General features: G+C 61.9%; 33 protein-coding genes. All 33 read right to left on the reverse strand.

The window, feature by feature from the left end:
- Position 1 precedes the first annotated feature (1 nt).
- Complete coding sequence (locus HDG33_RS31915; RefSeq protein WP_184038813.1) at positions 2–1,426, reverse strand: DNA circularization protein; 1,425 nt, start codon at positions 1,424–1,426, stop codon at positions 2–4.
- A gap of 163 nt (positions 1,427–1,589) precedes the next feature.
- Positions 1,590–2,150, reverse strand: coding sequence for a phage tail assembly protein (locus tag HDG33_RS31920; RefSeq protein ID WP_184038816.1), 561 nt, complete (start codon positions 2,148–2,150; stop codon positions 1,590–1,592).
- A 3-nt stretch (positions 2,151–2,153) separates the two neighbouring features.
- A complete protein-coding gene (locus tag HDG33_RS31925; RefSeq protein ID WP_184038820.1) occupies positions 2,154–2,528 on the reverse strand; it encodes a phage tail tube protein in 375 nt (124 codons plus the stop codon).
- Between the two features lie 62 nt (positions 2,529–2,590).
- Positions 2,591–4,081, reverse strand: a complete 1,491-nt coding sequence (locus HDG33_RS31930; protein ID WP_184038826.1) for a phage tail sheath subtilisin-like domain-containing protein — start codon at positions 4,079–4,081, stop codon at positions 2,591–2,593.
- On the reverse strand, positions 4,078–4,266 hold the full coding sequence (locus tag HDG33_RS31935) for a DUF2635 domain-containing protein (protein WP_184038829.1): 189 nt from the start codon (positions 4,264–4,266) through the stop codon (positions 4,078–4,080). The genes HDG33_RS31930 and HDG33_RS31935 overlap by 4 nt, the downstream gene beginning before the upstream one ends.
- Before the next feature lie 11 nt (positions 4,267–4,277).
- Positions 4,278–4,880 (reverse strand): hypothetical protein, encoded by a 603-nt coding sequence (locus tag HDG33_RS31940; RefSeq protein ID WP_184038833.1) that lies wholly within the window; start codon positions 4,878–4,880, stop codon positions 4,278–4,280.
- Positions 4,873–5,217, reverse strand: a complete 345-nt coding sequence (locus HDG33_RS31945) for a hypothetical protein (protein WP_184038838.1) — start codon at positions 5,215–5,217, stop codon at positions 4,873–4,875. The genes HDG33_RS31940 and HDG33_RS31945 overlap by 8 nt, the downstream gene beginning before the upstream one ends.
- 4 nt (positions 5,218–5,221) lie before the next feature.
- Positions 5,222–5,491 (reverse strand): hypothetical protein, encoded by a 270-nt coding sequence (locus HDG33_RS31950; protein ID WP_184038841.1) that lies wholly within the window; start codon positions 5,489–5,491, stop codon positions 5,222–5,224.
- Entirely contained in the window at positions 5,463–6,509 is a 1,047-nt protein-coding gene (locus HDG33_RS31955) for a major capsid protein (RefSeq protein ID WP_184038851.1), read from the reverse strand. Before HDG33_RS31955 ends, HDG33_RS31950 begins: the two co-directional genes overlap by 29 nt.
- Positions 6,510–6,584: 75 nt before the next feature.
- Entirely contained in the window at positions 6,585–6,998 is a 414-nt protein-coding gene (locus HDG33_RS31960; protein WP_184038854.1) for a head decoration protein, read from the reverse strand.
- A gap of 27 nt (positions 6,999–7,025) precedes the next feature.
- Positions 7,026–7,643 carry a hypothetical protein gene (locus HDG33_RS31965; protein WP_184038858.1) on the reverse strand — a complete coding sequence of 206 codons (618 nt, stop codon included), beginning with the start codon at positions 7,641–7,643 and terminating at the stop codon, positions 7,026–7,028.
- Between the two features lie 23 nt (positions 7,644–7,666).
- The gene (locus HDG33_RS31970) at positions 7,667–8,551 is read right to left on the reverse strand and encodes a S49 family peptidase (RefSeq protein WP_184038869.1); all 885 of its coding nucleotides are present in this window, start codon (positions 8,549–8,551) and stop codon (positions 7,667–7,669) included.
- Positions 8,548–10,200 carry a phage portal protein gene (locus HDG33_RS31975; RefSeq protein ID WP_184038885.1) on the reverse strand — a complete coding sequence of 551 codons (1,653 nt, stop codon included), beginning with the start codon at positions 10,198–10,200 and terminating at the stop codon, positions 8,548–8,550. The genes HDG33_RS31970 and HDG33_RS31975 overlap by 4 nt, the downstream gene beginning before the upstream one ends.
- Positions 10,197–10,472 carry a gpW family protein gene (locus tag HDG33_RS31980; protein ID WP_260330654.1) on the reverse strand — a complete coding sequence of 92 codons (276 nt, stop codon included), beginning with the start codon at positions 10,470–10,472 and terminating at the stop codon, positions 10,197–10,199. Before HDG33_RS31980 ends, HDG33_RS31975 begins: the two co-directional genes overlap by 4 nt.
- Before the next feature lie 17 nt (positions 10,473–10,489).
- Entirely contained in the window at positions 10,490–12,502 is a 2,013-nt protein-coding gene (locus HDG33_RS31985) for a phage terminase large subunit family protein (RefSeq protein WP_184038888.1), read from the reverse strand.
- The gene (locus tag HDG33_RS31990) at positions 12,480–13,058 is read right to left on the reverse strand and encodes a hypothetical protein (RefSeq protein ID WP_184038891.1); all 579 of its coding nucleotides are present in this window, start codon (positions 13,056–13,058) and stop codon (positions 12,480–12,482) included. The genes HDG33_RS31985 and HDG33_RS31990 overlap by 23 nt, the downstream gene beginning before the upstream one ends.
- Before the next feature lie 168 nt (positions 13,059–13,226).
- Positions 13,227–13,913, reverse strand: a complete 687-nt coding sequence (locus tag HDG33_RS31995; protein ID WP_184038895.1) for a hypothetical protein — start codon at positions 13,911–13,913, stop codon at positions 13,227–13,229.
- Positions 13,914–14,447: 534 nt separating this feature from the next.
- A complete protein-coding gene (locus tag HDG33_RS32000) occupies positions 14,448–14,879 on the reverse strand; it encodes a hypothetical protein (protein WP_184038897.1) in 432 nt (143 codons plus the stop codon).
- 190 nt (positions 14,880–15,069) lie between these two features.
- Positions 15,070–15,330, reverse strand: coding sequence for a hypothetical protein (locus HDG33_RS32005; RefSeq protein WP_184038900.1), 261 nt, complete (start codon positions 15,328–15,330; stop codon positions 15,070–15,072).
- Entirely contained in the window at positions 15,327–15,686 is a 360-nt protein-coding gene (locus HDG33_RS32010) for a hypothetical protein (protein ID WP_184038903.1), read from the reverse strand. Before HDG33_RS32010 ends, HDG33_RS32005 begins: the two co-directional genes overlap by 4 nt.
- Positions 15,683–15,934, reverse strand: a complete 252-nt coding sequence (locus tag HDG33_RS32015; protein WP_184038906.1) for a phage portal protein — start codon at positions 15,932–15,934, stop codon at positions 15,683–15,685. Before HDG33_RS32015 ends, HDG33_RS32010 begins: the two co-directional genes overlap by 4 nt.
- 178 nt (positions 15,935–16,112) lie before the next feature.
- Positions 16,113–16,433, reverse strand: coding sequence for a hypothetical protein (locus HDG33_RS32020; protein WP_184038910.1), 321 nt, complete (start codon positions 16,431–16,433; stop codon positions 16,113–16,115).
- The gene (locus HDG33_RS32025) at positions 16,433–16,873 is read right to left on the reverse strand and encodes a hypothetical protein (protein WP_184038913.1); all 441 of its coding nucleotides are present in this window, start codon (positions 16,871–16,873) and stop codon (positions 16,433–16,435) included. Before HDG33_RS32025 ends, HDG33_RS32020 begins: the two co-directional genes overlap by 1 nt.
- A gap of 187 nt (positions 16,874–17,060) precedes the next feature.
- Positions 17,061–17,423 (reverse strand): DUF4406 domain-containing protein, encoded by a 363-nt coding sequence (locus tag HDG33_RS32030; protein ID WP_184038917.1) that lies wholly within the window; start codon positions 17,421–17,423, stop codon positions 17,061–17,063.
- Positions 17,420–18,079: a hypothetical protein gene (locus HDG33_RS32035; protein ID WP_184038921.1), complete on the reverse strand. Its 660-nt coding sequence runs from the start codon at positions 18,077–18,079 to the stop codon at positions 17,420–17,422. Before HDG33_RS32035 ends, HDG33_RS32030 begins: the two co-directional genes overlap by 4 nt.
- Complete coding sequence (locus tag HDG33_RS32040) at positions 18,080–18,553, reverse strand: HNH endonuclease signature motif containing protein (protein WP_184038924.1); 474 nt, start codon at positions 18,551–18,553, stop codon at positions 18,080–18,082.
- Positions 18,554–19,081, reverse strand: coding sequence for a DUF1064 domain-containing protein (locus tag HDG33_RS32045; protein ID WP_184038928.1), 528 nt, complete (start codon positions 19,079–19,081; stop codon positions 18,554–18,556).
- Positions 19,078–20,250, reverse strand: coding sequence for a replication protein (locus HDG33_RS32050; protein ID WP_184038931.1), 1,173 nt, complete (start codon positions 20,248–20,250; stop codon positions 19,078–19,080). The genes HDG33_RS32045 and HDG33_RS32050 overlap by 4 nt, the downstream gene beginning before the upstream one ends.
- A gap of 1 nt (position 20,251) precedes the next feature.
- On the reverse strand, positions 20,252–20,509 hold the full coding sequence (locus HDG33_RS32055) for a hypothetical protein (protein ID WP_184038934.1): 258 nt from the start codon (positions 20,507–20,509) through the stop codon (positions 20,252–20,254).
- Positions 20,506–20,817 carry a hypothetical protein gene (locus HDG33_RS32060; RefSeq protein WP_184007208.1) on the reverse strand — a complete coding sequence of 104 codons (312 nt, stop codon included), beginning with the start codon at positions 20,815–20,817 and terminating at the stop codon, positions 20,506–20,508. The genes HDG33_RS32055 and HDG33_RS32060 overlap by 4 nt, the downstream gene beginning before the upstream one ends.
- 16 nt (positions 20,818–20,833) lie before the next feature.
- Positions 20,834–21,109 (reverse strand): hypothetical protein, encoded by a 276-nt coding sequence (locus HDG33_RS32065; RefSeq protein ID WP_184038938.1) that lies wholly within the window; start codon positions 21,107–21,109, stop codon positions 20,834–20,836.
- Positions 21,110–21,293: 184 nt separating this feature from the next.
- A complete protein-coding gene (locus tag HDG33_RS32070) occupies positions 21,294–21,476 on the reverse strand; it encodes a hypothetical protein (protein WP_184038941.1) in 183 nt (60 codons plus the stop codon).
- Position 21,477: 1 nt separating this feature from the next.
- Positions 21,478–21,861 (reverse strand): XRE family transcriptional regulator, encoded by a 384-nt coding sequence (locus tag HDG33_RS32075; RefSeq protein ID WP_184038944.1) that lies wholly within the window; start codon positions 21,859–21,861, stop codon positions 21,478–21,480.
- Positions 21,862–21,960: the final 99 nt, after the last annotated feature.

The following is a 21,960-nucleotide window of genomic DNA, read 5'->3' on the forward strand; positions in this document are numbered from 1 at the left end:
ATCAGGTCGCCAGCGCCTTAAAGGTCGTCGGCATGAATGCAGGATGCACGGGGTTCGCCTGCGCGACGAGCTCGTCCGCGCGCGTCGGGTCGCGATACAGCCGGGTCGCCAGTGCGAGCGACGGAAGCGTCGACGGCAGCGTGAACGTCTTGATCGCCGACAGTCCCGCGCCGCGCTTGTTCAGGTCGGCGACAACCGCTGCACGCAGCGTCGAGAGCGCTTCATACGTCTCGTCTTCGCCCTGGTCACCCGCGACAGTCATCTCAGTATCGATCAGGCCTGTCACGAGGTCGCGCACGCGCGCCGCGTCATCGCTCGACGTTGGCTGATACGTCGACGATGCCTGCGCGACGGAACCGATTGCAGTGCGCCTGAACAGATCGCTGCAGGCCGACTGCATATTGCCCATCGCCGTGCCAATGACTGACGTCGTCGTGCCGGCGTCCGGGACGAACGTCGAGAGCGTCGACAGCAATCGGATCGAGTCGTCCGGGTCGTTGGTCGCCGCCAGAACGGCTGAGGCGACGCCCTGCACTGACGACGTGAACGCGTCGACGGTCGTCGCGTCGAAGGAAGCGGCGGCCGCCGCCATCGTCGATGCCGCAGTGCTGACAGCCGCGCGCGCCGCGGTCGCGGCCTCGATCATCGATTCGGTCGTCTGACCCGACTGCATCGACGAACTTGGATACTTACTGAACGTCGGCACCGTCGCGCCGCCCGCGAAGCGACCGAAGTCGCCCGGCAGGTTAAACAGCAGCTGGAACAGATTCCGCGCGTCGCCAACGATGTTCTTCGCGTACGTGTACCAGCCGAGCGCCGTATTGACGACCGTGCCGAGCACGGCCGCGCCGTACGAGATGGCGGTCAATGCGGTCTTCGCGAAGTTCAGCGCGGCGGCCACGTTCAGGCCGGTCGCTGCGTTCAGGACCGACTGCGTCGTCGCCGTTTCAGCCGTCGGATACGTCCGCTGGCCGGCTTCGATGAATTCGAACTGGAACTCGAAATACCGGCCATGCTGCCAGTGCTCGATGCTGCGGAAGCCATCGAGATTGACGGACAGCCGGCCGAGCGTCGGGTGGATCAACTCCCCATCGCCGGCCGTCTCGACCGCCGCGATCATCACGTCGCGCTGCGCGATGACGTCGTCGCCTATGACGAAGCCATGCATGCGGACGCGCCGCGCGCCTCGCCCAAGATCTTCGATCCACGGCGTGTCACGCTGCGGATACTGGTGCATCTGGTTGCGCCGGCCAAACGCGGCCTCGCTGCCGAGCGACACGAACGGCACGCCGCGGTACGACGCCGGCCGCAGCTGGTCGAAATACGACTGAGCGGATCCGCCCAGCCGCGCGGCCAGTGAGCTGGCCAGATTTGCAATGCCCGAGGCGGTGCTGAGCACGGCGCCTGCGCCGCCACCGATGTTCATGCGCCAACTCCAATGCGTTTGCCCAGGCGACGCGCTCTTTCGAGCCAGCGCAGGGTCTCGGATTCTGTCATCTGCTCGACCACATCCGGAGTCCAACGCATCATGTGCGTCAGCTCGGCGAGACGGTCATCCCACCACTCCGGAATCGAGATCCGTGCGGCGATCAGTCGTCCGAGTCCGGTGATCGCCGAACCTGAAAACCGTTGAAATACGCCACGACCTCGAGGAAGTCGCGCGCACACATCGCGCGCACCGAGCTTTTCGGCACCTTGCCGATCAGGCTGATCAGCGCCACCATACGCGCGAACGGGCCACCCGCCGCCTCGGCTTTACGCTTCTGCTGGTTGGTCGGCTCGCATAGCGTCAGTGACGCCAGATTGAGCGCGCTGTCTTCCTTCGTAAGCTTGACTGGCGTCGTCAATTGAATAACGGTCTCGTCGGCGCTACGCTCAGGATTGCGTGCGGCGTCGTGACCGAACGAAGCGATGAACTCTTCCGCCTCGTCGATCTGGCTGCCGTACATCTGGTCGATGACGTCAATCGGCACGCCGCTGAGCAGCGCGATCAGCGCGATCGACGTGCCATAAACGCCGGCCGACTGCTCGGCCTTCTCATAGTCGCCAGCGAGCGGCTCACGGAGCGTGATCTCACTGACCACCGTCTCCGCGTCATCCTTGCCATGCGTCAAGGGCTTCCGCAGGACGATCGTCTTCGTTTCATTCATCGCTTAGTTCTCCGTGATGCAGCCTTGCAGCCCTTCCCATTTCACAGGGAATTTCGCTTCGACCGTGTCGACATCGCTCGGCTCAACAGTCCACATGTTGCGGCCGATCACAGTCTTTCCATTGGCAAGCTCGAGCACGACAGTGACGTTGGTCATAGCGTTGATCGCGGCGAGGCTTAGGCCGCCGGAATCCCGGATCGATGCGCTGATGGACGGCGCCTTGGGCATTTCGCTGAAACCATGCACCGTGTCCTGACCAGACTTCGTTTCACGCGTGACCTTGGCGACGTCGTACTTCAGTTCGCCTTCGAGCTGGTAATTCACCCCGTCGACGGTCAGGTATGCGGTACCGGCGATGAGGCCTGTGTTGTTCGCCATTTACGGCTCCCAGAAATGACAACGCCGCCCCATCAGGGCGGCGCTATGCGTTGACGGACAGATCAGGACTGCGTGGTCGACAGACGGAACTGCGCCAGCAGCGCGAAGATGCGCAGCTGGTTGATCAGAATCCCCGGCCACAGAACGTCCACGCGGTTCGGATTCGAGGCGTTCTGCTCGACCACGATCGACTGCGCGAAGACGTCGCTGCCTTGAACGTAGCCCTCGTACTCCATCGCGCGGTATTCCGCGATCTGGTCGGCCTTAATGATCTTCGGGGTGACGATGCCCGAGCCCGGCGCGAACCGGGTGCCGTCGGCCGCGAGCTTCACGCGCGCGTATTTCGTCGTCACCATCGTGCGCAGCCGGCGCAGCACGTATGTCAGCAGGAACATTGTCTCGATTTCGAGATAGCTGTTGTCCGGCTGACCCGACGCGTTCGTCTGGTACGTCGTGATCAGGTTCTCGATCGCGACGGTGCCATCGTCCGCGACGGTGAACGTCGAGATGCCGTCGTACAGCAGCGTGTTGCGCTGGCTGAGGTTGAAGCGCGACTGCAGCGGCGGTGCCAGCACACCGGTCAGCGCGACCGTCTGCATCGGGATGCCCGGATCCGCACGCACGCTGACCGCGGTGACAGCCGCGACCGACGCGGCCCACTGCCACGGTGGCGTCGGCGAGTCGTTGAAGCCCATCACCGTTTCGTGCTGGTTGTTCCGAGCGGTACCGAACGTCGTGAGAGTTGCCCACGTCGCGCGGTACGCATAGAACGCGTGACCGAACACTTGCTGTTCCCAGCTCCAGCGGCCGGTGGAGTCGTTCAGGAACGCCTTGATCGCGTCCATCGACGTCGTGTCCGTGAACGCGCACGCGATGAAGTCGAACGGCATGTCGAGCAGATTGCCGAGTGCGGTGGTTAGCACCGGGTTCGTCGCACCACCGGACATCGCCGTGATAGTCGCAGCGAAACCGGTCGGGAACACCTCGCCATTCGCCGCGCCTTGGTAGTTGAAGCGGATGTCGATGTCGTTGCCGACGAGGCCTTTGTTGTCAGCCGTCAGCGTGACCGTGTTCGTCGCCGCACTCGCCGTCACCGGCATGCCCGGAATCAGGTTGATAGCCGCAGCGAGAGCCGCGGCGACTTGCGCCGTCGTCTGACCGGAGGCCACTGCGATCGAAACGAGTTGGCCGGCGATATACAGCGCCAGCGTGCCGTTCGCCGTCGGCGCCGAGGTGACCGCGATCGAGCCGCTCGCTGCGGTCGCACCGGCATCGTCCGCCAGCGGCAGGCACCATAGCTCGCCGAACTGGTCGTTATCGCGATACGCGGCCGTCATCAGAGCAAGCACCGAGTTCGCGCCGAATTGCGTGTTCGCGTCGCCGGTGCCGGCCGATAGCAGCGGCGTGTTCGCGACCGCCGCGCCAGTCGTCATCGGGCCGATGAGCAGCCCGCGCTGATTCGCGACCGCCGTATTGGCGTGAGAATTGTCGATTTCAGCGAAGAACAGCGGGGTGCGCAGGTTCTGCGGAATCTGTTTGAACGGGACGGTCATTGCGCGTCACCCCCGGCCTTCTTCGTTGCGGTTGCGGCCGCCGCGGATTCGATGACGACGTCACCGTCGTTCGCCGCGCGCGTCCAGAAAATGTCGCCTTCCGGCACTTCGATGCCTTCGGGCGGCAAAAACTGCTTCGTGACCGGATGCCGCACTTTGAGGCCCGGTGCAGGTTTGACGATCATTCGTCACTCCTTTAAGTGAATGTGGCCTTGACGAAGCCTTCAGCCCTGCCATCAGGCCCTTCGGTTCGCGGCGCCGGCGGTACTGCGTCAGGGAAAGGCGGATTCGGATAAGTGGTCGTCGGGTCGAACACGTTGACGAGGTCCGCAGTCAGATCGATTTCTGTGAGCTGCGCGGTGACATCTGGATAGAACGTCTCGAACATCTGCACGCCGAGCGCGATGAGCATCCCGCCAACGTGCGCCTCGCCGTCGGCGCTCACTTCAGTCTGCGTGCGCATGAACGGGAAGTCCTGCGCTAGCGCGCGCAGCGGCACGCTTTTGAAGATCGCCGCCTCAATGTCAGCCTGAAGACCTTCGAGCGCAAGCAGCGCGGCCGGGCCGGATCGCTCCGACACTTCGACACGCAGCTCAAAGACGCTCACAGTGTCGAACGAGGTCTGCCCGTTGTTGCCGCGCGACCGCTTCTCCTCGCCGCCGTATCGCACCTTGATCGCCGGCAGCTTCGCCGCCGTCACGTTCCAGTCGCCAGGCGAATACAGATTCACGCCCTGCACAGTGCCGAGAACGGACAGCAGTGCAGCGCGGAATCCCGCGCGCGCAGTCTGATCAGACATCGGTTTGCCCCGGTACGTTAAGCATCAGCCGCGCGGCGCCGTGGCCGTCCGGATGAACCTCCCGGACTTCCCATTGCTCACTCGTCTTGAGGATCAGCAGCTGATCGCCTTGCAGCGGCTGCGGCTGGCCGACGAACTGCGAAAGCTGAACGCCGACTGTCGGCTGCGTCGTGACGATGGTCTCTCCGGTCGTCGGATCGATGCCGAAGAAAGCCTTGTCGTAGATGCCGGTAATCTGGAACGGTGCGCCGACTGCAGGTTGATACGTGATCCCTGTGCCGAACGTCTTTTGCAGCGGCGTCAGGATCTTGGCGTCGACTACATCGTCCCAGTCCATCGGCTTACTCCGACTGCGTCACAGAGACCTGGCCGCCGGTGATCTGCGCGCCCTCGGCTTCTACTTCTTCGACCTTTTCGGGAACGAGGAAGCCGAGCGCGCGCAGGCGCTTCACTTCGGATTCCGGCAGCTTGACCGTCTCGCCGGCCTTCTTGATGACCGGATCTTCGTGCGGCTTGAGTTGGTCGTGGAGGGTGCGACCGCGCGCAACAACTGCTTCGATGAGTTTCTCAGCCATGTTCACCTCAAGCGACGGTTGCAGCCAGCGCAGCATTCACGCGGCTCGGGATGATGACGGGCGCGGATTGCATCATGAGGAAACGCTGAGCCGGATCCTCGACGAGCCACGTCTTCGGAGCGAAAGGAAGCGCTCCGTAGTTGAACTTCGGGTCGATGATCTGACCGAAAGCGCGCGTGCCCTGCAGATCCGGGCCCGACATAATCAGCGAGCCGTCCGGCAGCATCGGCTGTTCGACGTTGTTATCGTCGACGTACCAGTCGTTGTAGAGCCACAGATCGTACTGACCCCAGCGCCCCTTAAAGACGGCACCGCGTTGAATCTGCGCGCCGACATTCACGACGTTGCCGTTCTCGCCCAGCGCGGGGAACAGGATGGCACCCTTCAGCGCCGGATCGAGCTTGAAGCCGTTCCATGCCTTCGGCGTGAAGACGATGTCGGTCGCAACCGCACCCGACGATTTGAGAATCTGCGTCTGCCACGTCTCGATGTTGCCGGTCGGATTTGCCGTGCCGGCAGTGATGTTGGCAGCCGTCCAGGTGGCGCCACCGGTCAGGGCGACCGTAAGCGAGCCATCGCGACCGAAGTCGATCACGGTGGTCGGGAAACCTTCGCCAGTCACGGTCAGCGTGCCGGTCAGCAGAACCTGCGCGGCCATCCATTCGAGACGGCGCGTCAGCATGTCGATCTGATCGTTGAGCTCGAACTCGAGGTTCATCTGCTCGCGCACTTCGGGCGGGAAGTCTCCGCCGATGCGCTCGCCGATCATGCGGCGAACAGGCTTGCGCAGATCCGGCGCGCGCTTATCCTTGATGTACGGTGGTTTGAACGTGTTCGTCTGGAAGCGGCGGCTTTCGACCAGCTTGCCTTCGACCAGCGGGGAGCAGAACGGCGACATGCGGCGCTTACCGACGTCGACGTCGATCGACACGAACTCCGAGTCTTCCGCGATCATGTTGCGAAAGAATTTGTCGAGCAGCCAGCTTTGAGCCAGCTTCAAGTTCTGGACGACACCGATCAGGGTGTTGGTGTCATAAATCAGATTTCCGGGCATTGCACTCTCCGAGTTGTGGCCCAAATGAAAAAGCCCCGCTCAAGGGCGGGGCTATCGCATCAGTTCAGGTTGGATTTAGCTCGGGTCAGCAGCCGAGACCGAGGACTTGAGATGAATGCCGAGCGGCCGCAGTGCATCCTGCGCGGCCGTTAGCGTGATGCCCGTGCCGAACGTGACAGCGTTGCTGTTGAACTCGCCTTCGAGAAACGCGCCCGCGACAACATCTGCGGCGCTGCCGTCGGCGTTATCGGCGAGGATGGCGGTCGGGTTCTGGCTACCGTCCGCCGACGCCGAAAGCGCAATGGTGTACTTGCCGCTGGCGGTGATCTTGCCGAGCACCGTGCCGCGCACATACGGGCCGCCGGTCAGCGTCACATTGCGCGTGACGATCTGCTTCGGGCCCGCAATAAGCTGGTCCGGAACAAAGGTTTGTGCCGAAATCGACGGCACTTGGGGGTTCTCCCCAACCGTGGTGACAGTCAAAGTCATCTGTGATTCTCCGTGATTGGGGAGGGTTTAAATTTCGCCGCGACGCATCTTGCCGGCCGCGAGGATTTGATCGGCGAGCGACGGCGCTGCAGCAGCAGGCGTCGATGCACCTGGGTTCGGGGTGACAACCTTCGCCATGCGCTCGTCGATCGACGGGACGCGACGCGGTACCGGCGCGGCTGCATTCGCGTCGCCTGCACGATCAGCTGCAGCAGCCGCGAGCACGCCAACTGCTTGCGCTGCGGTCATGCTTGTGTCGAAAGCGAGTGAGCAAGCTTGTTTCACGCTGCCGAGCTTGATGCCTTCGGCAACGATGGCGGCACAACGCACACGCTCGCGCTGGCGAGCCGCGCCCGCCCGGCCGGCGCGCTTGCCCTCTTCCTTGTCGTCCTTGTCGTCGGCTTCCGCGTCGGCGTCGTCATCACCCTCTTCGGCGCGACGCGCTTCCTCGTCCTTCTTGTCCTGCTCTGCCTTGCGCGCGTCCTCGTCCTTCTTGTCTTCTTCTTCCATGCGCTTGGCGTAGTCGTCGTCCGACTCGCCTTCGCGCTGCTTGCGTTCGTCGTCTTCCGCGCGCGATGCGGCCGCACTCGGCATGCCGAGGAAATGGGCGAACGGCATCGCGCTCGCGAGCTTCGAGAGCTTCATGTGTAACGTCCTTTGGAGATGGTTTAGGCGGTGATCTGCTGGATCAACGCCCGAAACGCGGCATCTGGCGCCGCCACTTCGTCCGCAAGCCCAAGTGCGACACCTCTGTCGCCCATGAACGTCGCGGCCTGCGTATCCCGAACCGTGGCGGCTGAGATATTCCTGTTGCGGGCCACTGTGTCGACAAACAGTTGACCCATCGTGTCTATGTCAGCCTGAAAGCGAGCTTTCGCGTCGTCGGACAGTGGAATCTCGCTGTGCCCGTCGGCCTTTGCATCGCCGTAGGTGATGAACGTAACCTTGATGCCTGCACTCGTCAGCGCCTGCGACATGTCCACGTGCGCGCAGATAACGCCGATGCTGCCGACGCCGCCCGTCCGTGGAACATATATCTTGTCTGCGGCGCTTGCGATCGCGTAAGCCGCGCTGTAAGCCGACTCGTTCAGAATTGCCCAGATCGGTTTGTTGCCCCGCGCCGCGTAGATCGTATCGACGATGTCAAAGCACCCGGCGACCTCGCCACCCGGCGAGTCGATGTCCAGAACGATCGCCTTGACCGACGAGTCGTCGAGCGCGGTGAACAGGTTCTGTCGAATGCCATCGTAGCCCGTCATGCCGGACCATGGTCGTAGCGAACCGAGCTTCTGAACCAGTGTCCCCTGAACCGGGATGACGGCAACCGGACCGACCATGTCGTAGCCAGTTCGCGGATTGTTGCCGGGTTCCGCGAAACCGTAATCATCGTCTTCCATCGCCATCGGCGCGCCGGTCGATCCATCAAGTCGGCCTATCAGACCGATGCCGAGCCGATCGGACAGAGCCGCAAGCACGATTTCCGCCTTACGCGGGTGCAGCATCAGCGGCGTGTTGAAGACACGCTGCGCCAGCCGCGGCAAAAGATGGTTCATTGTGCTTGAGGTTCCTTGGTGACTTCCTCGGCAGGCGCTCCCTGCAGTGTCGAAGGGAGCGGCACGCCGCGGCTTGTGTAGTACTCGACCTCAATGGCGCGTTGGTCGACGTTGTCTCGCCAGTCAGTACCGGACGCCTGCGCGGTCTCTTCCTCGAGCGTGGACAGCCCGGTCTCGACGCCGAGCGCCTGGCCTTGTCGCTCCTTCAGCGGATCCACATATCCCCGGCCTGGGCCGATCCACCACGCCCGCGTGTATGCCGCGCGCGCCGACATGAAGTCCGGAGCGCCAGCTGGCAACGGTAAAGCGTCGACGTCAAAAGCCTCTTCCATGAATGCCGCGTAGATCGGCATACCGAAGCCGCGCCCAAAGTCACTGCGGCGACGGTCGAACGTCTTCCACGCTTCCAGCGCTGCAGCGCGGTACGAGCTGTAGTTCACATCAGCCCAGTTTTGGCTGATCTGCTGAGCAGACATACCGGTGCCGGCCGCGACGTTGCGCAGCATGGCGTTTTCGAACTCGGCGAAGTTGCCAGCGGGTCGGGTGGCGGAAACGGTGTTGATCGTTTCACCCGGAAACAGGATCGGCAGGCGTGCGCCCCCAAGGCGCAAATCGTTTTTATCGTGGAAGTCGGCCCGCGCGTCCTGATAGCCGTTGACGGCCTCCTCTTCCCCATCGCCAAGCGCCTCACCAACAAGCTGTTTGTCGAACGGGCTTGTGACGTATGCGCCGAAGATCGCGTTAATGATCGCGGCGTCGAGCTCCGTGCCGTCGTACTTGATCAGCATTTTGAGACGCTGCAGGACCGGCGTCAGGATGCCGGCGCCGCCGCGGTGCTGAGAAGCGCGGTCGAAATCGTAATCGTGAACGATGATCGGGCGGCCCCATTCGGTCTCCGCCGGGATGCGCTCCCACGAAACCTGTTTGTTTCCGCTGAACCAGTCGCCCTGATGAGCCTTGCGAATGTGATACGCGATAGGCGCACCGTCCTCATCAATTTCGACGCCTCCCCGCATGATCTGCTTATCGAAATTCTGCTGCGGGTTCGATAGCCGATCCGGGTCGATCAGTTGCAGGACTGTCGCGTAGCGCGCGCCGCGCTTTAGCCGCTCAGGCATCCAGCGCAGCATGCCGAGCGCGTCACCGTCGACAACCTTGTGGCGGAAAGCGAGGCGCATCAACTGCGGGATTGTCAGCTTGCGCTGAGCATCGCTGAAACGGCCCGGATCTTCGGCCCACGTGCGGTAACCTGCTTCGACAGCGCGGCCAAATTCATCCGCCCAACGGTGGTCGAATGTCTTAAGGCCGGTCTGCGCCTGTAGCGCACGATAGTCTGGCTTCGAGATCGGACGAAAGTCCGCACCGATGACATTGTCGAGGGTACGGGTTACGGCAGCAGAAGCCCATCCATCGTTGCGCACAAGATCGCGCACGCGCGACACGATGCGATCGCGGTACGGATTGAGTTCACCGTCGGGCGACCACAGGAATGGCTGCCAGTCGCGCATGTGCTGGCCGCCCATGTCGGCCGCGTCAAAAGCAACCTGGCTGCCGGAACCGCCAAAGCTGTTCAGCGCGAGCGCACGTCTCCCGCGCGCTGGCAACGGCTGGCCGTCAGCGCCAAGGATCTGTACGTTCGTTTCGGTCATCGGCGTGTGAATGTCAGTCGAAGTGCTCTGCGCGGCGCCACAACGATGCCGAGCTGCGCCTGCATAAGTTGTATTGCCGCGGCAAGCTGTGCGAGGTTCGCGCGGGTGTATGTCACGGACCGCGTACCGTCGCCCTGCGTGTACGAAAGCGATTCGGCCTGGCCGCCAGTCGAAAGCGCTAGATAGACCTGCTGCGCGCTCGCGAGCGACGCGCGCAGCGCGGTCTGATCCATGCCGGCCAGCAGACTGCTGTTCGGGTCAAAGCAGGGCAACGTGGTTCTCCAGTTCGTCAGCCGGCGAGCCGCCGCAGACGCGTTTTCTTGACAGGCGCTTCCTGCTTGATGACCGGGCCATCCGGCCGCGCTGGCCTGACGACACTGATCTCCTGCACCTCGGGCGCCGCCGGCGCCGGCTCAACCAGTTGAGTCGGATCAGCCGCGACCGCTTCTACGCGCTTGTTCAGCTTCAGGCCCATATGCATCAGCCCACAAAGCGCGGCGTAGCCATACACACGAATGTCGAGCGCTTCGTTCGCGCGCCCTGGCGGCAACTCCCACACTCGAAACTTCTGTCCGTTCGCGACCTTCGTGACGGATCGCTCCGAGATGAGCTGCGCGAAGTAGTTGATGTCCCGATCACTCGGGAAGTGCATGTACCCGGCCGGGTACGACAGGACGCCGTCGGTCTCGTCGGGATCGCGCCGCAACCGATCGCGAATCACGTCTTTCGCCGCGTTGACGCCAACGATCACCGGGCGGAAAGTCGACTTGTTTCGAGACGATGGGCGCCTTGTCGGCCAAACCGGCGAGCGCGCACCGCCGCGCGCCGATTCACCCTTGATCGCCCAGATTCGACGACCTAGCCGCGCTTTAGCGAACTCATAGACCTTCTGCGTGTGGTGGCCGCCAGAGTCGATACAAGCCGCGGTCACCTCGAAGCCGCGGCCGTCAGCCCGGCGCCAGATGCGCTTCAGATATGCATCGACGCGCGCCCACAACTCGACGCTTTCTGGATCGCCTTCAATGACCGCATGGTCGATCGACCAGCTTTCCTCATTGCGGCCCCAGCCGATCGTTTCGAGTTCGACGCGGTCGTCTTGGACGTCACCGCCCACCGTGACCACGCCGACGCCATCGGGCACCTCTGCCGCCCAAACTTCAGTGCGCGCCGCGAGGCGGTTTTCGCTGAGAGCGCGATCGCCGCGGTCTTCGTAATCCTCTCCGAGCACCAGGTTGACGAAGGTCTGCCGCATAAGCGGGTCGTCCTTCACATCCAACCATTCTTCGACCAGATTCGGCCAGGCCGCATTCGAGAACAGGCTGTATCCGGCCCAGATGTGGAAGCCGGCATGCCCTGCGAACGGCTTGTGTGCGCGCCATTCGCCCGCGCCGACCATCGCTGGCTTGTCGACGTCGTAAATGATGCAGCCGTTGTGACGACAGACGTAGTAGGCCGTTTCCGGCAAACCAACGCCTTGCTCGTCCTTGTCCCACTTCATCCCGTAAGGGGTCTCTGGACCGCCCCATTCGAGGATCTGGAATTCACCGCAGTGCGGGCACGGCACGTAGTAATGCCGTTGGTCGCTTTTCTCGAAGCTTTTATCGATCCGGCTTTCGCCCTTGACCGTAGGCGTGCTCCCGAGAACGATTTTTCGATTCCAGAAAGACTCCGACCGCTTGATGCCAAGCTTGATCTGATCTCCTTCCTTGCCGGCGCCCATTACCGGGTACCCGTTGACCTCGTCGAACATCACGACGCGGGCAGTAATCCGGCGAAAGCCACCAGGGCTGTTCGCGCCAACGAAGGAGATCGATGATCCGTTCGGGAATATCCGCTTGGCGATCTTTTGCTGGGAGTCCTTCTTTTTGAGATCCCCGGCAATCTCGGCAAGCACCGGCGTATCGCGCAGCATCGGCGCGATTTCCGTCACGCTGTAATCTTCGGCATCCTCGACGCGAGGCTGCACGACCAAGATCGGCGAAGGATCCTGATGGATAAAGAAACCGGCAACGTGGTCGAGGATTTTCGTGTATCCGACGCGCGCCGACTTCTTGACCGTGACCGTCTCTACGGACGGGTCCGTAATGGCATCCATGATGCCGTTCTGGTACGGAAATGCGTGAAACTTGCCTGTCTGAGCACTCGTCTCGCGCGACAGGACTGCATACTTCTCAGCCCACTGGCTGAGCGTCAGCCGCGGCGGCGGCTGGATGTTTCTACGGCGTGCTGCCAGGAGCTCGCGCCGCATCACGTCATACCCGATGGCGTAACGCCGCTCGCTAAGCGGTGTTCCCATCTCCATCGCGGGTCAACTCCTCGAGCGCTTCGACAATGATGCTGTGCAAGACATCCTGCACCTCTTGAACCGTCTTCAATCGTTGAATGCGTGGGGCGTGCTCGGACGGTATGGCGAGGAGCTTCGTCCGAACCTTGGCGTACTCTTCGCCCACCGCCTTCGCAACGTCTGCCACCTCTACGACCAGTCCGGCATCGCGGTCGTACTCAAGCTGCTCTCGCAGAGCGAGGTAGTTCTCCTTGACCCGCTTGGCCTCTTCGATGTCCATGTCGGCACCGCTGGCCACCAGAAGACGAACGGCCGCCTGGGCGCCGCTCTCTCCCTCCTTGATCGTTACCTCTGTTACCTTGCGCTTCGGCCGCGCAGGCTTGTTACCTGCCGCGTTACCTTCCGGCGTCGGGGTAACAGCCGGCACGCCGTCGCGACGGTATCTTTTCAGCAGCGCATTCGAGGCCTCGACGTCGACCTCATCGCCCGCAAACACAAGCCAGCCGCGGTCCTTCCATTTCGTGACGGTCTTCCGGCTAACGCCGTGAAGCGCGGCAAACTCACTCTGGTTCATGGCGCGGATCTGTTACCTGTTACCCAAATTCAAAAATTTCACAGCTAGAGAAATATCGCGCGCGCGCAGTGCCCGCGTGTCCGGAAGGGCGGGAGGGACCCGCCCACGATGTGGGACGGCCTCCCCTCCGCCTCCCGGCCGGCACCAAACCGGTGCGCCTCAGGATGGTCACCTCAGTTTCGCAGTCGCCAGCGCCTTCGCCATGGCCTTGTCGAACTCGCGCGCGAAGTTCGCGTCGACCGATTCGAGCGCGCGATCACCGAACTCCAGATGACGTCTGACCGGCATCGCATCGCCGAATCGGATCAGCAACTTGAGATGCCCTGTCGTGTTTGCACCGCGTACCGCGACGCCGCGCTTGCCGGCCCGCTTGATGACCTTCGCGTTCTGTGGCCGCTGCCACACACCGCCGATCTGCTCACCGCTCCTCGTCTTGATCGTGCCGACGAATACGTCAGGGCGCGCCTCAAGGCGCTGCATCGCTGACTTGCTGAAGTTGCCGTACTGGTTGAGGAGATTACGATCTTTCGGGTTCAGCCACGTCTTGCCGCGCCCAATCAGTTTGTGGTTGCCGCCGAACTCATACGGTTCGAGGTATGCCGCTGCGATGTCCTTAATGAACACGCGGGCTTCGAGATCAGTCTTGCGAGCGCCCTTCACGGCCACCGAGCTAACGGTGAAAGGCGTCGGCCGGTCGAACACTTCCGGCATTGCGGCTTTCTCATCGGCTTGCGCGATCTTGGCGACCGCTGTCAGCGTCTGCGCAATCGCGAATGGCAACTGCTGCTTTTCGAGCTGCGACAGCGATTTCGTGAGCGCCTTCAGGTCAGCCGAGACGCTGATCGCGAAGTCCATGGCCTAACGAATAAAAAGGCCCGGCTCAGTGGCCGGGCAGATCCGTCGACGGAGGTCGTCGGAGGAGACAGATAGAGAGCATGCGCCCTCAGATTGACGTCGCCAGGCTGTGCACTGCGCAGCCGATCTACGCGTTGCGGCGCCAATCTGAAAGCACTTTGAGACCCGCTCGCGGCTTATTTCCCTCTGGATCGCATGTAGCGCCAGACGCCGTTGGCGTTGAGCGGTCCCGACATATACGCGCCGTGTGCGCTGGAATTCAATCCAGTCCCAAACACCGATAGGCGTCGCTGTAGCTCACACAGAGCCGTATTAATGAATCGTGCGGTGGGGTGCGTGCCGTGCTCGCGATTGAGCGTTTAAGTGGCGTTCGTCTCGCTTATCGCTTCATGGCTCACCCCGTCTTCAAATCGCGCGCTGAAATGAAAAAAGCCCGCTGGCGTTCGCTCAGCAGGCTTTTTCTACCGACGCCTATGCCTCCCATCAGGGAAGCAAAAGCTCACGCGCAAGGCGGATTCGGTCATCGAGACCCGACTATAAAACAGATTTCTCGGGTTTACAACCATCTGCGCGAACAATTTTGATGATTTCTTTCGCCGACAGCGCGGCGATGCGCTTCGATATGGCCGCGTGCGCCTCGGCGAGCACGAGATCGAAGCGCCGGCCGCGCAGTACTGCACGGTGCGTCTTGCGCATTCTCGTCTGCACCTGCTCAGGCGACATGCGCAAAACGTACGTGTACTTCAACACCCACTTCGAAACGTGGTCGGGCATCGACGACCAAGCCGCCTCGATCAGCCACCCGTCCTTCTCGATCGGCGTGACAGCCGACGGTGCACCGGCGCCGTCGCGCAGCGCGACGCACAGCCGCGCCCATTGTGCACACACGCCGCTATGAAACTTGGGCGATCGCACGGTGGATCCCCAGTTGTCGAGCCTATGCTCCATGTTTTGAAAATCGCTCATCTATCCCCCGTGCGGTATTTTGTGCATCGAATCATGTTGAATACGTCTTGCTGCGCCTTCTGCTGGCCCTTCCTGCAAGTGAACTTGCGGAAGCCCGGCGTGTAATCCCGGTCCAAATTCCGACAGCCCGCACACGTCCTTTCTTGCCGCTCCTGCACGATGATCATCGGATCGCGCTGCTCGGCCAATCTCATACGCAACCCACCGATGCGCGGTATCTCGCATAGGGCTTGCGGATGTGGTGGTCGAACTTCGCGCGCGCCGCAGCGTCGTGGTCGAGCTGCGCGCGACTGTCGACGCCGCAAACGGCGCGGATGAATGCGGCCGCGCCCTCGGCGCCGTGGCATGGGTTTGCCTGAATCGATTCGACCCAGTCGCGGAACGGCTGCTCGTTCGACCACATGCCGGCCAGCTTGGCGAGTTCGCCGCCCTTCGGTCGTTGCGTTGTCATGCTGACTTTTCCCCCAGTGAGCGGATGCGGCCGAATAGGTGATCGCGCTCGGCTCGCAACTCTTCGATCTGGCGCGCGACCGGCGCAGAGACCAGCACCTCAATGCTTCGTCCACGCGCGTCGAATATCCGTACAGCGCTGCGGTTGGCCTCAGCCATTTCCGGCGACGCGCCGCGCCAGGCGTTGAAAATGTTCATTGCCTCGATCGTGCGCTGCGTGGCCTCTTGCCAGAGCCAGCAATCGGTCGAGCGGTCGTCGGTGCCGAAATCCTCGATTGCCGATTTCACGGCGCCGCGGATCACGTCGAACAGATCGCGGCCGTCAACGGTCATCTGATATTCGCTGTCTTGGCTCACATGACCACCGTGAAGTGAATGCCGTGATACGTCAGCCAGTCAGCAAGGCTGTGACGAAGATCGACGTTGCGCGCCCACGAATATTCAATCTGAATTCGACCGTCGGCCAGCACCTCTAGCTCGCCTACCTGGGGGCATCCGTCGAAGGCGATCAGCTTGGCACCGGTGTCGCGGTCAATGATCTGACCGCTAGAATCGATAAGTTGCTGAGGCACGTCGGCGTATTGGATGTATGCGTGTGCGCTCATTTCGGGCTCCCATAGCAGGTCCGGTCGCAGACAGGGCATGCAATCGACAGTGTGTCCCCGTCAAGCTGGTCGCTCGTGAGGCGGCCCTCGCTCTGCATGCACTCAAAGATCGTCCGACAGTTCGTGCATGTGAATTTCCACTCGCGCTCGCTGGGAGGCCTACCACGCTGGATGATTTTCATTCGCTCCCCCTCACATCCCATTGTTTGTCACCGCTGGCGAGAAACGGCGCCAGCGTCTTTTGATGCGTGTTCACCCACACCTGCACGCGCAGCGTTCCATCTTCGTTGTAGCCGGCCGTCGACAAATGCGGCTTCAGGTCGTCGGCAATCTCGATGTCGACCCAGACATAGCCGCGGCCCAGCGTGGTGCGATCGTGCGACTTGCATTCCGGCCCATAGAGCCGCACAACGTTGAACCAGCCGCTGTGATACGTCGATTGCGCATTGCCGCGCACACGGCGCAGCGACTTCAGCGGCAAATTCACAAACACCTGCATTACGCTGCCTCCTGCATCGCGATTCCCATCTTGCGTGCGCGCTGCGGCTCCCACCGAGCCAGCGCATCGTCAAAAGCAGCGCACTTCTCTTCGTATGGCGCGCCGCTGCGGTCCAGCCATTCGTGACACTTGGCGCACCCCGGCACCGTGAACCAGTGTTTCGCCTTGAGACTGCCGCCCTTCCCGTGCTTCGACTGGTTTGAGTGGCAATCCACGACCGTCGGGTCGGCCCAATCCGACCACGGGCACTTGACGTTCAGGTAGCAAGGCTCGCCGCGGCACGCCGCGAGATACTTCGCGCCGTCGGCGACCGTGACGCGCTTCTTGTTCGACTTCATGGCCGACTTGCGCACCAACGTTTGCGTGTTTCGGTCGAGCTGCGCCTTGAACGGCTTGCGCTCGAGTCGCTTGCCCGGCTTCTTGAATGTCGAGTTCCACATCATTCCGCCGGGTCTGCGAGGCCAGCCATGATGCGGGCCTGATAGCGCGTATAGCCCTCTTCGCACAGGTCATCGAACCGCCGATACATCTCGGTCAGCCAATGATCCGCGTGCGCAGCGCAGAAGCTTGAGCCGAAGACCTCTGTCTCATTTCCGCAATGGCGGCAACGGCAAACTATGCGGTCGGTCACGCTGCCTCCGGAACCATCTCGACGACCGCAGCTTGCGAGACAACCGCAATGTCGCCAGCGAGGCCGATCAGGTGCGCCGCCGTGTAGACGCGCAGACCGAGGTCGCGTGCGAGACGTTGCTCGATCGACGCGCCGCGCGACTCGTTCCAGCGCGGCAGCAGCGCAACGCCATCGCAATCGACGAGCTGCTTGATGTCAGCACGCATGCAGTCAAGCCACTGAGCCGTCGGATCGGTGACGATCTCTGCCGGGTTGACGATCTGGAAGCCCAGTGCGCGCAGTCGCGCCGTCTCGGCATGGAACAGCGGGAAGTTGAGCTCCGGGTAACTGGTCATCGGGCCAGCGAGATAGAGCTTCATGCGGCCACCTGCGATACCAGAGTCGCAAACGGGTTGAAGCGGCCGGCGCGGACTCGCATGCGAGCGGCAGACTCCTTCTGCGAGACGTGAGTCGGCTTCCGGGCTGGCCTCGGCGCATCGGGCGCGGCGCCGAGTGCCCAGCATGCAGTCGGATCACCGAACGTCGACTTCCGAGACCAGTCATCGACACGGAAAGTGGTGGATCGGCCCGCAGCGAGCGTCTTATGAATTTGGCGAACGGTGGCACCGGTAATCTGCGCGAGCTGGTCCGCGCGAAGGGGCGATTCTTTTTCAAGGGCCGCGATGATTGCCGGCTTGACGAATGCATATCCAATGCGACCCGTTCTACCGCGCTTCCCAGATATACCCAGTCGCTGAGCCTCTGACCGAGCGGCGTCGTATCCGCGCCGAGGAAGACGCTTCATTCCGACCTTGATCGACATATCGCTCGTCCAGATTTCACGCAGGACAGCGCGCTCTTCCTCGGTCCATTCGACGTGGTTCGAGAGTGCCAGGCCCAACTTCGAAGCACGGCACTTTGCGGAATTCCACTCGCGCCCTGGCAGACGATGCATCTGCGAAAGCAATGTCACATCCGATTCGCTCACCTCGCGCAAGACGGCGTCCTCTTGCTCGCTCCATTTACGACCGCCCATTTACTTCACCTCCTTGATCGTGATGCCGCGCGCGGCCATCAAATGACGTTTGGATGCCTCGCGATCGCGCTTGCACTGTCTGCACTTGCGAGCAATGCCGGTCCGAGACTTCTCTTGAATTACGTTATCCGGGCTCAATTCGTGCCCCTTATGGCAATGCGTTTTCCGTGCGTTGCGGTGATTCACGGTGTAGTCAGCAGCGTCGACATTGATCGCATGCGTCACGGCCCGCAGGTGCTCGGGATTCACGCAGCCGCGGTTTTTGCATTCGTGATCAATCTCAAGGCCCGCCGGGATCACGCCCTTGTGCAGGAAATAGCTAGCGCGATGCGCGAGAGAGAACCGCTTCCCGCCGATCTTCAAGTTCACCTTCCCGTAACCGTCCTTGCATTTGGAGCCCATCCAATTCCAGCAGCCGGTGTCAGCATCGACCTGATGACGGGAAAGCGATGCCTTAACGCATTCGGTGCTCATTCAGATCTCCACGATGTCGACGCCGAGCACGGCTTTCATGAGGTGGCGCTTAATGCGATACCCCTCCGTGACGCGCCCCTTCACGTCTTCGGTCACCGTTTTGCCGTTCTTCTCATAGACGAAGTCGGCGACATAGCGGAGCGCGGGGCGCTTGCGCCCACCAATCACCGCCGCCGGCGCCAGGATGAACGGCACCTGAAGCTCAAGCTCGCTGATCTCGCCGCGTACCTGCATCTGCACCAGCTCATGCCAGCGCGCCATCTCCCGCTTGCTGTCGAACTTGATGCCGCCCGATTCGCATTTCTGATTGCGGTATTTCGACTGCTTCTTTGCTGGCGCAGCCGTGATCAGCGACGGGTCGAACGGGTCGTCGACGTCGATCGCGGCCGTCTGCGGCGGGACGCCGGTCTTCTCGTAGATGCGGCGCTGCGCCGTCGTCATCGGTGCGCGCACAGACTCGCGCACATGCGCCCTGCCGACCTTCGTCGTTCCTTGCGGGTAGCGGAGCGTGTTGCTGCGGCTCGTCATGCCTGGCTCTCCATCTTCGCGAGCGCAGCCCAGACGCGCGCCGCGACGGCCGGCATCGGATCTTCCTCGGTGAACGGGATGCCCATCTCCTGCGCCTTGGTCTTGATGCCGCTCGCTGATTTGTCCCAATCGCCCGTCGCACGGGTCCCGTCCGGATTGCGCTTGACCGACATGCGTCCTTTGACGTCGCCGAACCCCTTCGGGCTGATCAGGTAATCGAAACCCGCATGCGGTGGCAGGTCGACCTTGTCGCGCACAGCCGGGAAATAGCGCTTCCATGCCTCAGGGTCTGCTGCCAGCTTCCCCATGAATGCGCGGATGGCGCCGGCGCGCGCCTCAACGAAGACCGCCTCGTCCACAGTGCCGATACGCTCCCCGAGTGCCCCGTTAAAGGCTCGGATCACGGCAATTTCGTCATCGGTGTACGTGGTCTGGATTTCGTCCATCCATCCGCCGTCGCTCAGCCACGTTGCTGCATGCGGCTGAAATTGCGGGTTTCGCCACTGCTCCGAAGTCTTGGCCCGCTCCAGACCTGCCATCAGGTCGTTGAAGAGCTGCTCGTCCGGGTTGACCTTGGCGAAAGCCTTTTCTGCTGCTTTCTTCGATCTCTTGCGCGGGTACGCTTCCCAGAAAATCTCAAAGCGTTCGCGAAGCGAGCGCGAAAGGTTTTCTTTTGGAGTTGTCTTTTGGTCTTTTCTTTTGGGTTTGTCTTTTGTGGTTCCGGAATCCAGAACCGTAGAGTTCTGACTTTCAGAACCCACCGTTACTGATTCCATAACCTTATGGTTCTGATTTTCAGAACCCCATGACGGCAGAACGACGCGAACGTCCTGCGCCCACTTCGAATAGACCTTGTTCAGCGAGAGCACGCGAGCGTGGCGACCCTCATCTGCGAGCAGCACGCGCATCTCGATCAACTGCGAGACGGCAAGCGACGCCTGCGGCTTCTGCATGCCCGTGCGCGCCATGATCTGGCTAAGCGCGAGCTGGTCAGACTGCTTGTTGAAGCCGTACGTCATCCGCCAAACGGTCAGGATGACCTTGTACTGGTTTTGGCTGAACGGCGCGAGCGTGATGGCCTCGAGCAGTTCGTTGGCAATGCGCGTGTATCCTTCCTCCAACTGCGGAGACCGGTACTCAGGCATGTGGATGACTTCGGCGAGCGCCATTTCAGGCCACCGTCACGCGAATGCGATAGACGCAACTGTTGCGCAGCAACACGGCATCAATCTGGCCGGCGTGATGAAGATTCTTGACGTGGTCGCGCACGCACGAAGTTGAAAGACAGCAGATCTCGGCTAGTTCTGCCATCGTGATCTTCGCCTCGCCGGACGACATGACAGCCTGATGGGCAAGAACGCACAGCACCCATTTGCGGACGCCCGGAATCTTGACCTCCATGGCCTTGTTGACCAGGTGATGGCTCACGCGGCCGCCTTCGGAGCGATGTCCAAAAGCTGCTGCTTCGTGTGGGTCGCCAGATCCTTGCGGGTACCGACAACCACGAGACGGCCGGCGTCGAGCAGCTCGCGCACGCGGCCGCAGACGCTGCTCAGCTTGAGATTAGTGATAGCGGCGATGTCTTCGCGCGTCAGCGGCGGACGACCGTCGCGGAACGCGTCGATCACCATCTGCTGCTTGGCGGCGAGGAGCTTCGCCGGCATGGCGTGATACGCGTCGCTCTGCGTTTCGGCGACGCGACGGCCAGAGTGGCCGCTATAGATTTCCGTCTGCATGGCGGATCTCCGGAGGTTAGGCGGCCTGCTTCTGATCCAGGAGCGCGGCGTGCGCGCGCTTGCTGAGCTGCTGCATCGTCGGAGCCGAACGCTTCGCGCCGCTCGGGTGCGTGTCGACCATGTACGAGCGCTTGGCGCGCGCCTGCTCCTTCGCGCCGATGTGCGGCATGTACTTGCTGCGGCTGTGCAGCGTCTTCTTCGAAACCATCTGACGCGCGCGCTTCGTGCCTGCGGCAACGCGATGAACGCCGCGTGCCGCGCCGGCGACCGTGTTGCCAACGCCATTCAACATGGCGGCAGCGATCGCAGCTGCAGATGCGCCAAATACGGAAACTCGTTGCATGTGATCCTCCAATGGGTCTGACCACATCGCGGTCAGTAGTACTAAATCCAGACATAAGACGCCTGCCGCGCAAGAGGCTTATGTGTCGATTCATCCCATTTGAGGCGCCGGCCGGTCCGACCGGCGCTGTACTTCAGTGTCCTTGCTGCGTTCGCTGCATCAACTGCCCTACTTGCTTGAAAGCTTCGAACAGGTCCCGGTCCTCGTCTCGTCGTGTTTTCAGCACCTCCCGAATCGCATGTTTGTTGTCGCCGACCTCTTTCTTTACGCTTCGAAATGCCCCTCGGACTTTCGAGAGCGCTTCCTCATCAGTCATGTCACCTCTTATTGGCGATCATCCTTTCCAAAATGGTCAACTCGGCACGGTCAGCAAGCCACTGACTGACAGCACGGTTGCCGACTACACGCTCGAACTCGTCGACCTTCTCGGCCGGCAAATCCGCCCGTTTCTTCCCCTTTGAGTCGAACGCCTGTGGGTTCACGAAGTTCGTCACGTGCGGCGCGTACAGCCCGCACAACTCCGCTAGCGTTCTTTTCGTCATGCCTCGGACCTGCCGGTTTTCCCAGCCAAGCCAGACGGCATCGCGAAAAGACGCGCAGCTAGCGATCTGCTCTTCGGGCAAAAAGCGCGGCGCCGGCGCGTCGCGCTCCGGCTTAAGGCAATGTGCAGCGGCCTTGTGCGGCGTTTGTTGCGTCTGCATCTAGGTACCTCGGTTGAAAAAATTCATCGGGTTACAACTTGGATTACTACTTTGGCCACGCGCCAAATGAAGGGGTCCTAAAACCCCTTCAAACAAATG

The sequence above is a fragment of the Paraburkholderia sp. Cpub6 genome, assembly GCF_014201065.1.
In the GTDB taxonomy this organism is placed as follows: Bacteria; Pseudomonadota; Gammaproteobacteria; order Burkholderiales; family Burkholderiaceae; genus Paraburkholderia; species Paraburkholderia tuberum.

Excerpts from the sequence above, each read along its gene's own strand:
- HDG33_RS31915 (WP_184038813.1), bottom strand. The coding sequence starts at position 1,426 with ATGAACATCGGTGGCGGCGCAGGCGCCGTGCTCAGCACCGCCTCGGGC.
- HDG33_RS31920 (WP_184038816.1), bottom strand. The coding sequence starts at position 2,150 with ATGAATGAAACGAAGACGATCGTCCTGCGGAAGCCCTTGACGCATGGC.
- HDG33_RS31925 (WP_184038820.1), bottom strand. The coding sequence starts at position 2,528 with ATGGCGAACAACACAGGCCTCATCGCCGGTACCGCATACCTGACCGTC.
- HDG33_RS31930 (WP_184038826.1), bottom strand. The coding sequence starts at position 4,081 with ATGACCGTCCCGTTCAAACAGATTCCGCAGAACCTGCGCACCCCGCTG.
- HDG33_RS31935 (WP_184038829.1), bottom strand. The coding sequence starts at position 4,266 with ATGATCGTCAAACCTGCACCGGGCCTCAAAGTGCGGCATCCGGTCACG.
- HDG33_RS31940 (WP_184038833.1), bottom strand. The coding sequence starts at position 4,880 with ATGTCTGATCAGACTGCGCGCGCGGGATTCCGCGCTGCACTGCTGTCC.
- HDG33_RS31945 (WP_184038838.1), bottom strand. The coding sequence starts at position 5,217 with ATGGACTGGGACGATGTAGTCGACGCCAAGATCCTGACGCCGCTGCAA.
- HDG33_RS31950 (WP_184038841.1), bottom strand. The coding sequence starts at position 5,491 with ATGCTGCGCTGGCTGCAACCGTCGCTTGAGGTGAACATGGCTGAGAAA.
- HDG33_RS31955 (WP_184038851.1), bottom strand. The coding sequence starts at position 6,509 with ATGCCCGGAAATCTGATTTATGACACCAACACCCTGATCGGTGTCGTC.
- HDG33_RS31960 (WP_184038854.1), bottom strand. The coding sequence starts at position 6,998 with ATGACTTTGACTGTCACCACGGTTGGGGAGAACCCCCAAGTGCCGTCG.
- HDG33_RS31965 (WP_184038858.1), bottom strand. The coding sequence starts at position 7,643 with ATGAAGCTCTCGAAGCTCGCGAGCGCGATGCCGTTCGCCCATTTCCTC.
- HDG33_RS31970 (WP_184038869.1), bottom strand. The coding sequence starts at position 8,551 with ATGAACCATCTTTTGCCGCGGCTGGCGCAGCGTGTCTTCAACACGCCG.
- HDG33_RS31975 (WP_184038885.1), bottom strand. The coding sequence starts at position 10,200 with ATGACCGAAACGAACGTACAGATCCTTGGCGCTGACGGCCAGCCGTTG.
- HDG33_RS31985 (WP_184038888.1), bottom strand. The coding sequence starts at position 12,502 with ATGGAGATGGGAACACCGCTTAGCGAGCGGCGTTACGCCATCGGGTAT.
- HDG33_RS31990 (WP_184038891.1), bottom strand. The coding sequence starts at position 13,058 with ATGAACCAGAGTGAGTTTGCCGCGCTTCACGGCGTTAGCCGGAAGACC.
- HDG33_RS31995 (WP_184038895.1), bottom strand. The coding sequence starts at position 13,913 with ATGGACTTCGCGATCAGCGTCTCGGCTGACCTGAAGGCGCTCACGAAA.
- HDG33_RS32000 (WP_184038897.1), bottom strand. The coding sequence starts at position 14,879 with ATGAGCGATTTTCAAAACATGGAGCATAGGCTCGACAACTGGGGATCC.
- HDG33_RS32005 (WP_184038900.1), bottom strand. The coding sequence starts at position 15,330 with ATGACAACGCAACGACCGAAGGGCGGCGAACTCGCCAAGCTGGCCGGC.
- HDG33_RS32015 (WP_184038906.1), bottom strand. The coding sequence starts at position 15,934 with ATGAGCGCACACGCATACATCCAATACGCCGACGTGCCTCAGCAACTT.
- HDG33_RS32020 (WP_184038910.1), bottom strand. The coding sequence starts at position 16,433 with ATGCAGGTGTTTGTGAATTTGCCGCTGAAGTCGCTGCGCCGTGTGCGC.
- HDG33_RS32025 (WP_184038913.1), bottom strand. The coding sequence starts at position 16,873 with ATGTGGAACTCGACATTCAAGAAGCCGGGCAAGCGACTCGAGCGCAAG.
- HDG33_RS32030 (WP_184038917.1), bottom strand. The coding sequence starts at position 17,423 with ATGAAGCTCTATCTCGCTGGCCCGATGACCAGTTACCCGGAGCTCAAC.
- HDG33_RS32035 (WP_184038921.1), bottom strand. The coding sequence starts at position 18,079 with ATGGGCGGTCGTAAATGGAGCGAGCAAGAGGACGCCGTCTTGCGCGAG.
- HDG33_RS32040 (WP_184038924.1), bottom strand. The coding sequence starts at position 18,553 with ATGAGCACCGAATGCGTTAAGGCATCGCTTTCCCGTCATCAGGTCGAT.
- HDG33_RS32045 (WP_184038928.1), bottom strand. The coding sequence starts at position 19,081 with ATGACGAGCCGCAGCAACACGCTCCGCTACCCGCAAGGAACGACGAAG.
- HDG33_RS32050 (WP_184038931.1), bottom strand. The coding sequence starts at position 20,250 with ATGGCGCTCGCCGAAGTCATCCACATGCCTGAGTACCGGTCTCCGCAG.
- HDG33_RS32060 (WP_184007208.1), bottom strand. The coding sequence starts at position 20,817 with ATGCAGACGGAAATCTATAGCGGCCACTCTGGCCGTCGCGTCGCCGAA.
- HDG33_RS32065 (WP_184038938.1), bottom strand. The coding sequence starts at position 21,109 with ATGTTGAATGGCGTTGGCAACACGGTCGCCGGCGCGGCACGCGGCGTT.
- HDG33_RS32070 (WP_184038941.1), bottom strand. The coding sequence starts at position 21,476 with ATGACTGATGAGGAAGCGCTCTCGAAAGTCCGAGGGGCATTTCGAAGC.
- HDG33_RS32075 (WP_184038944.1), bottom strand. The coding sequence starts at position 21,861 with ATGCAGACGCAACAAACGCCGCACAAGGCCGCTGCACATTGCCTTAAG.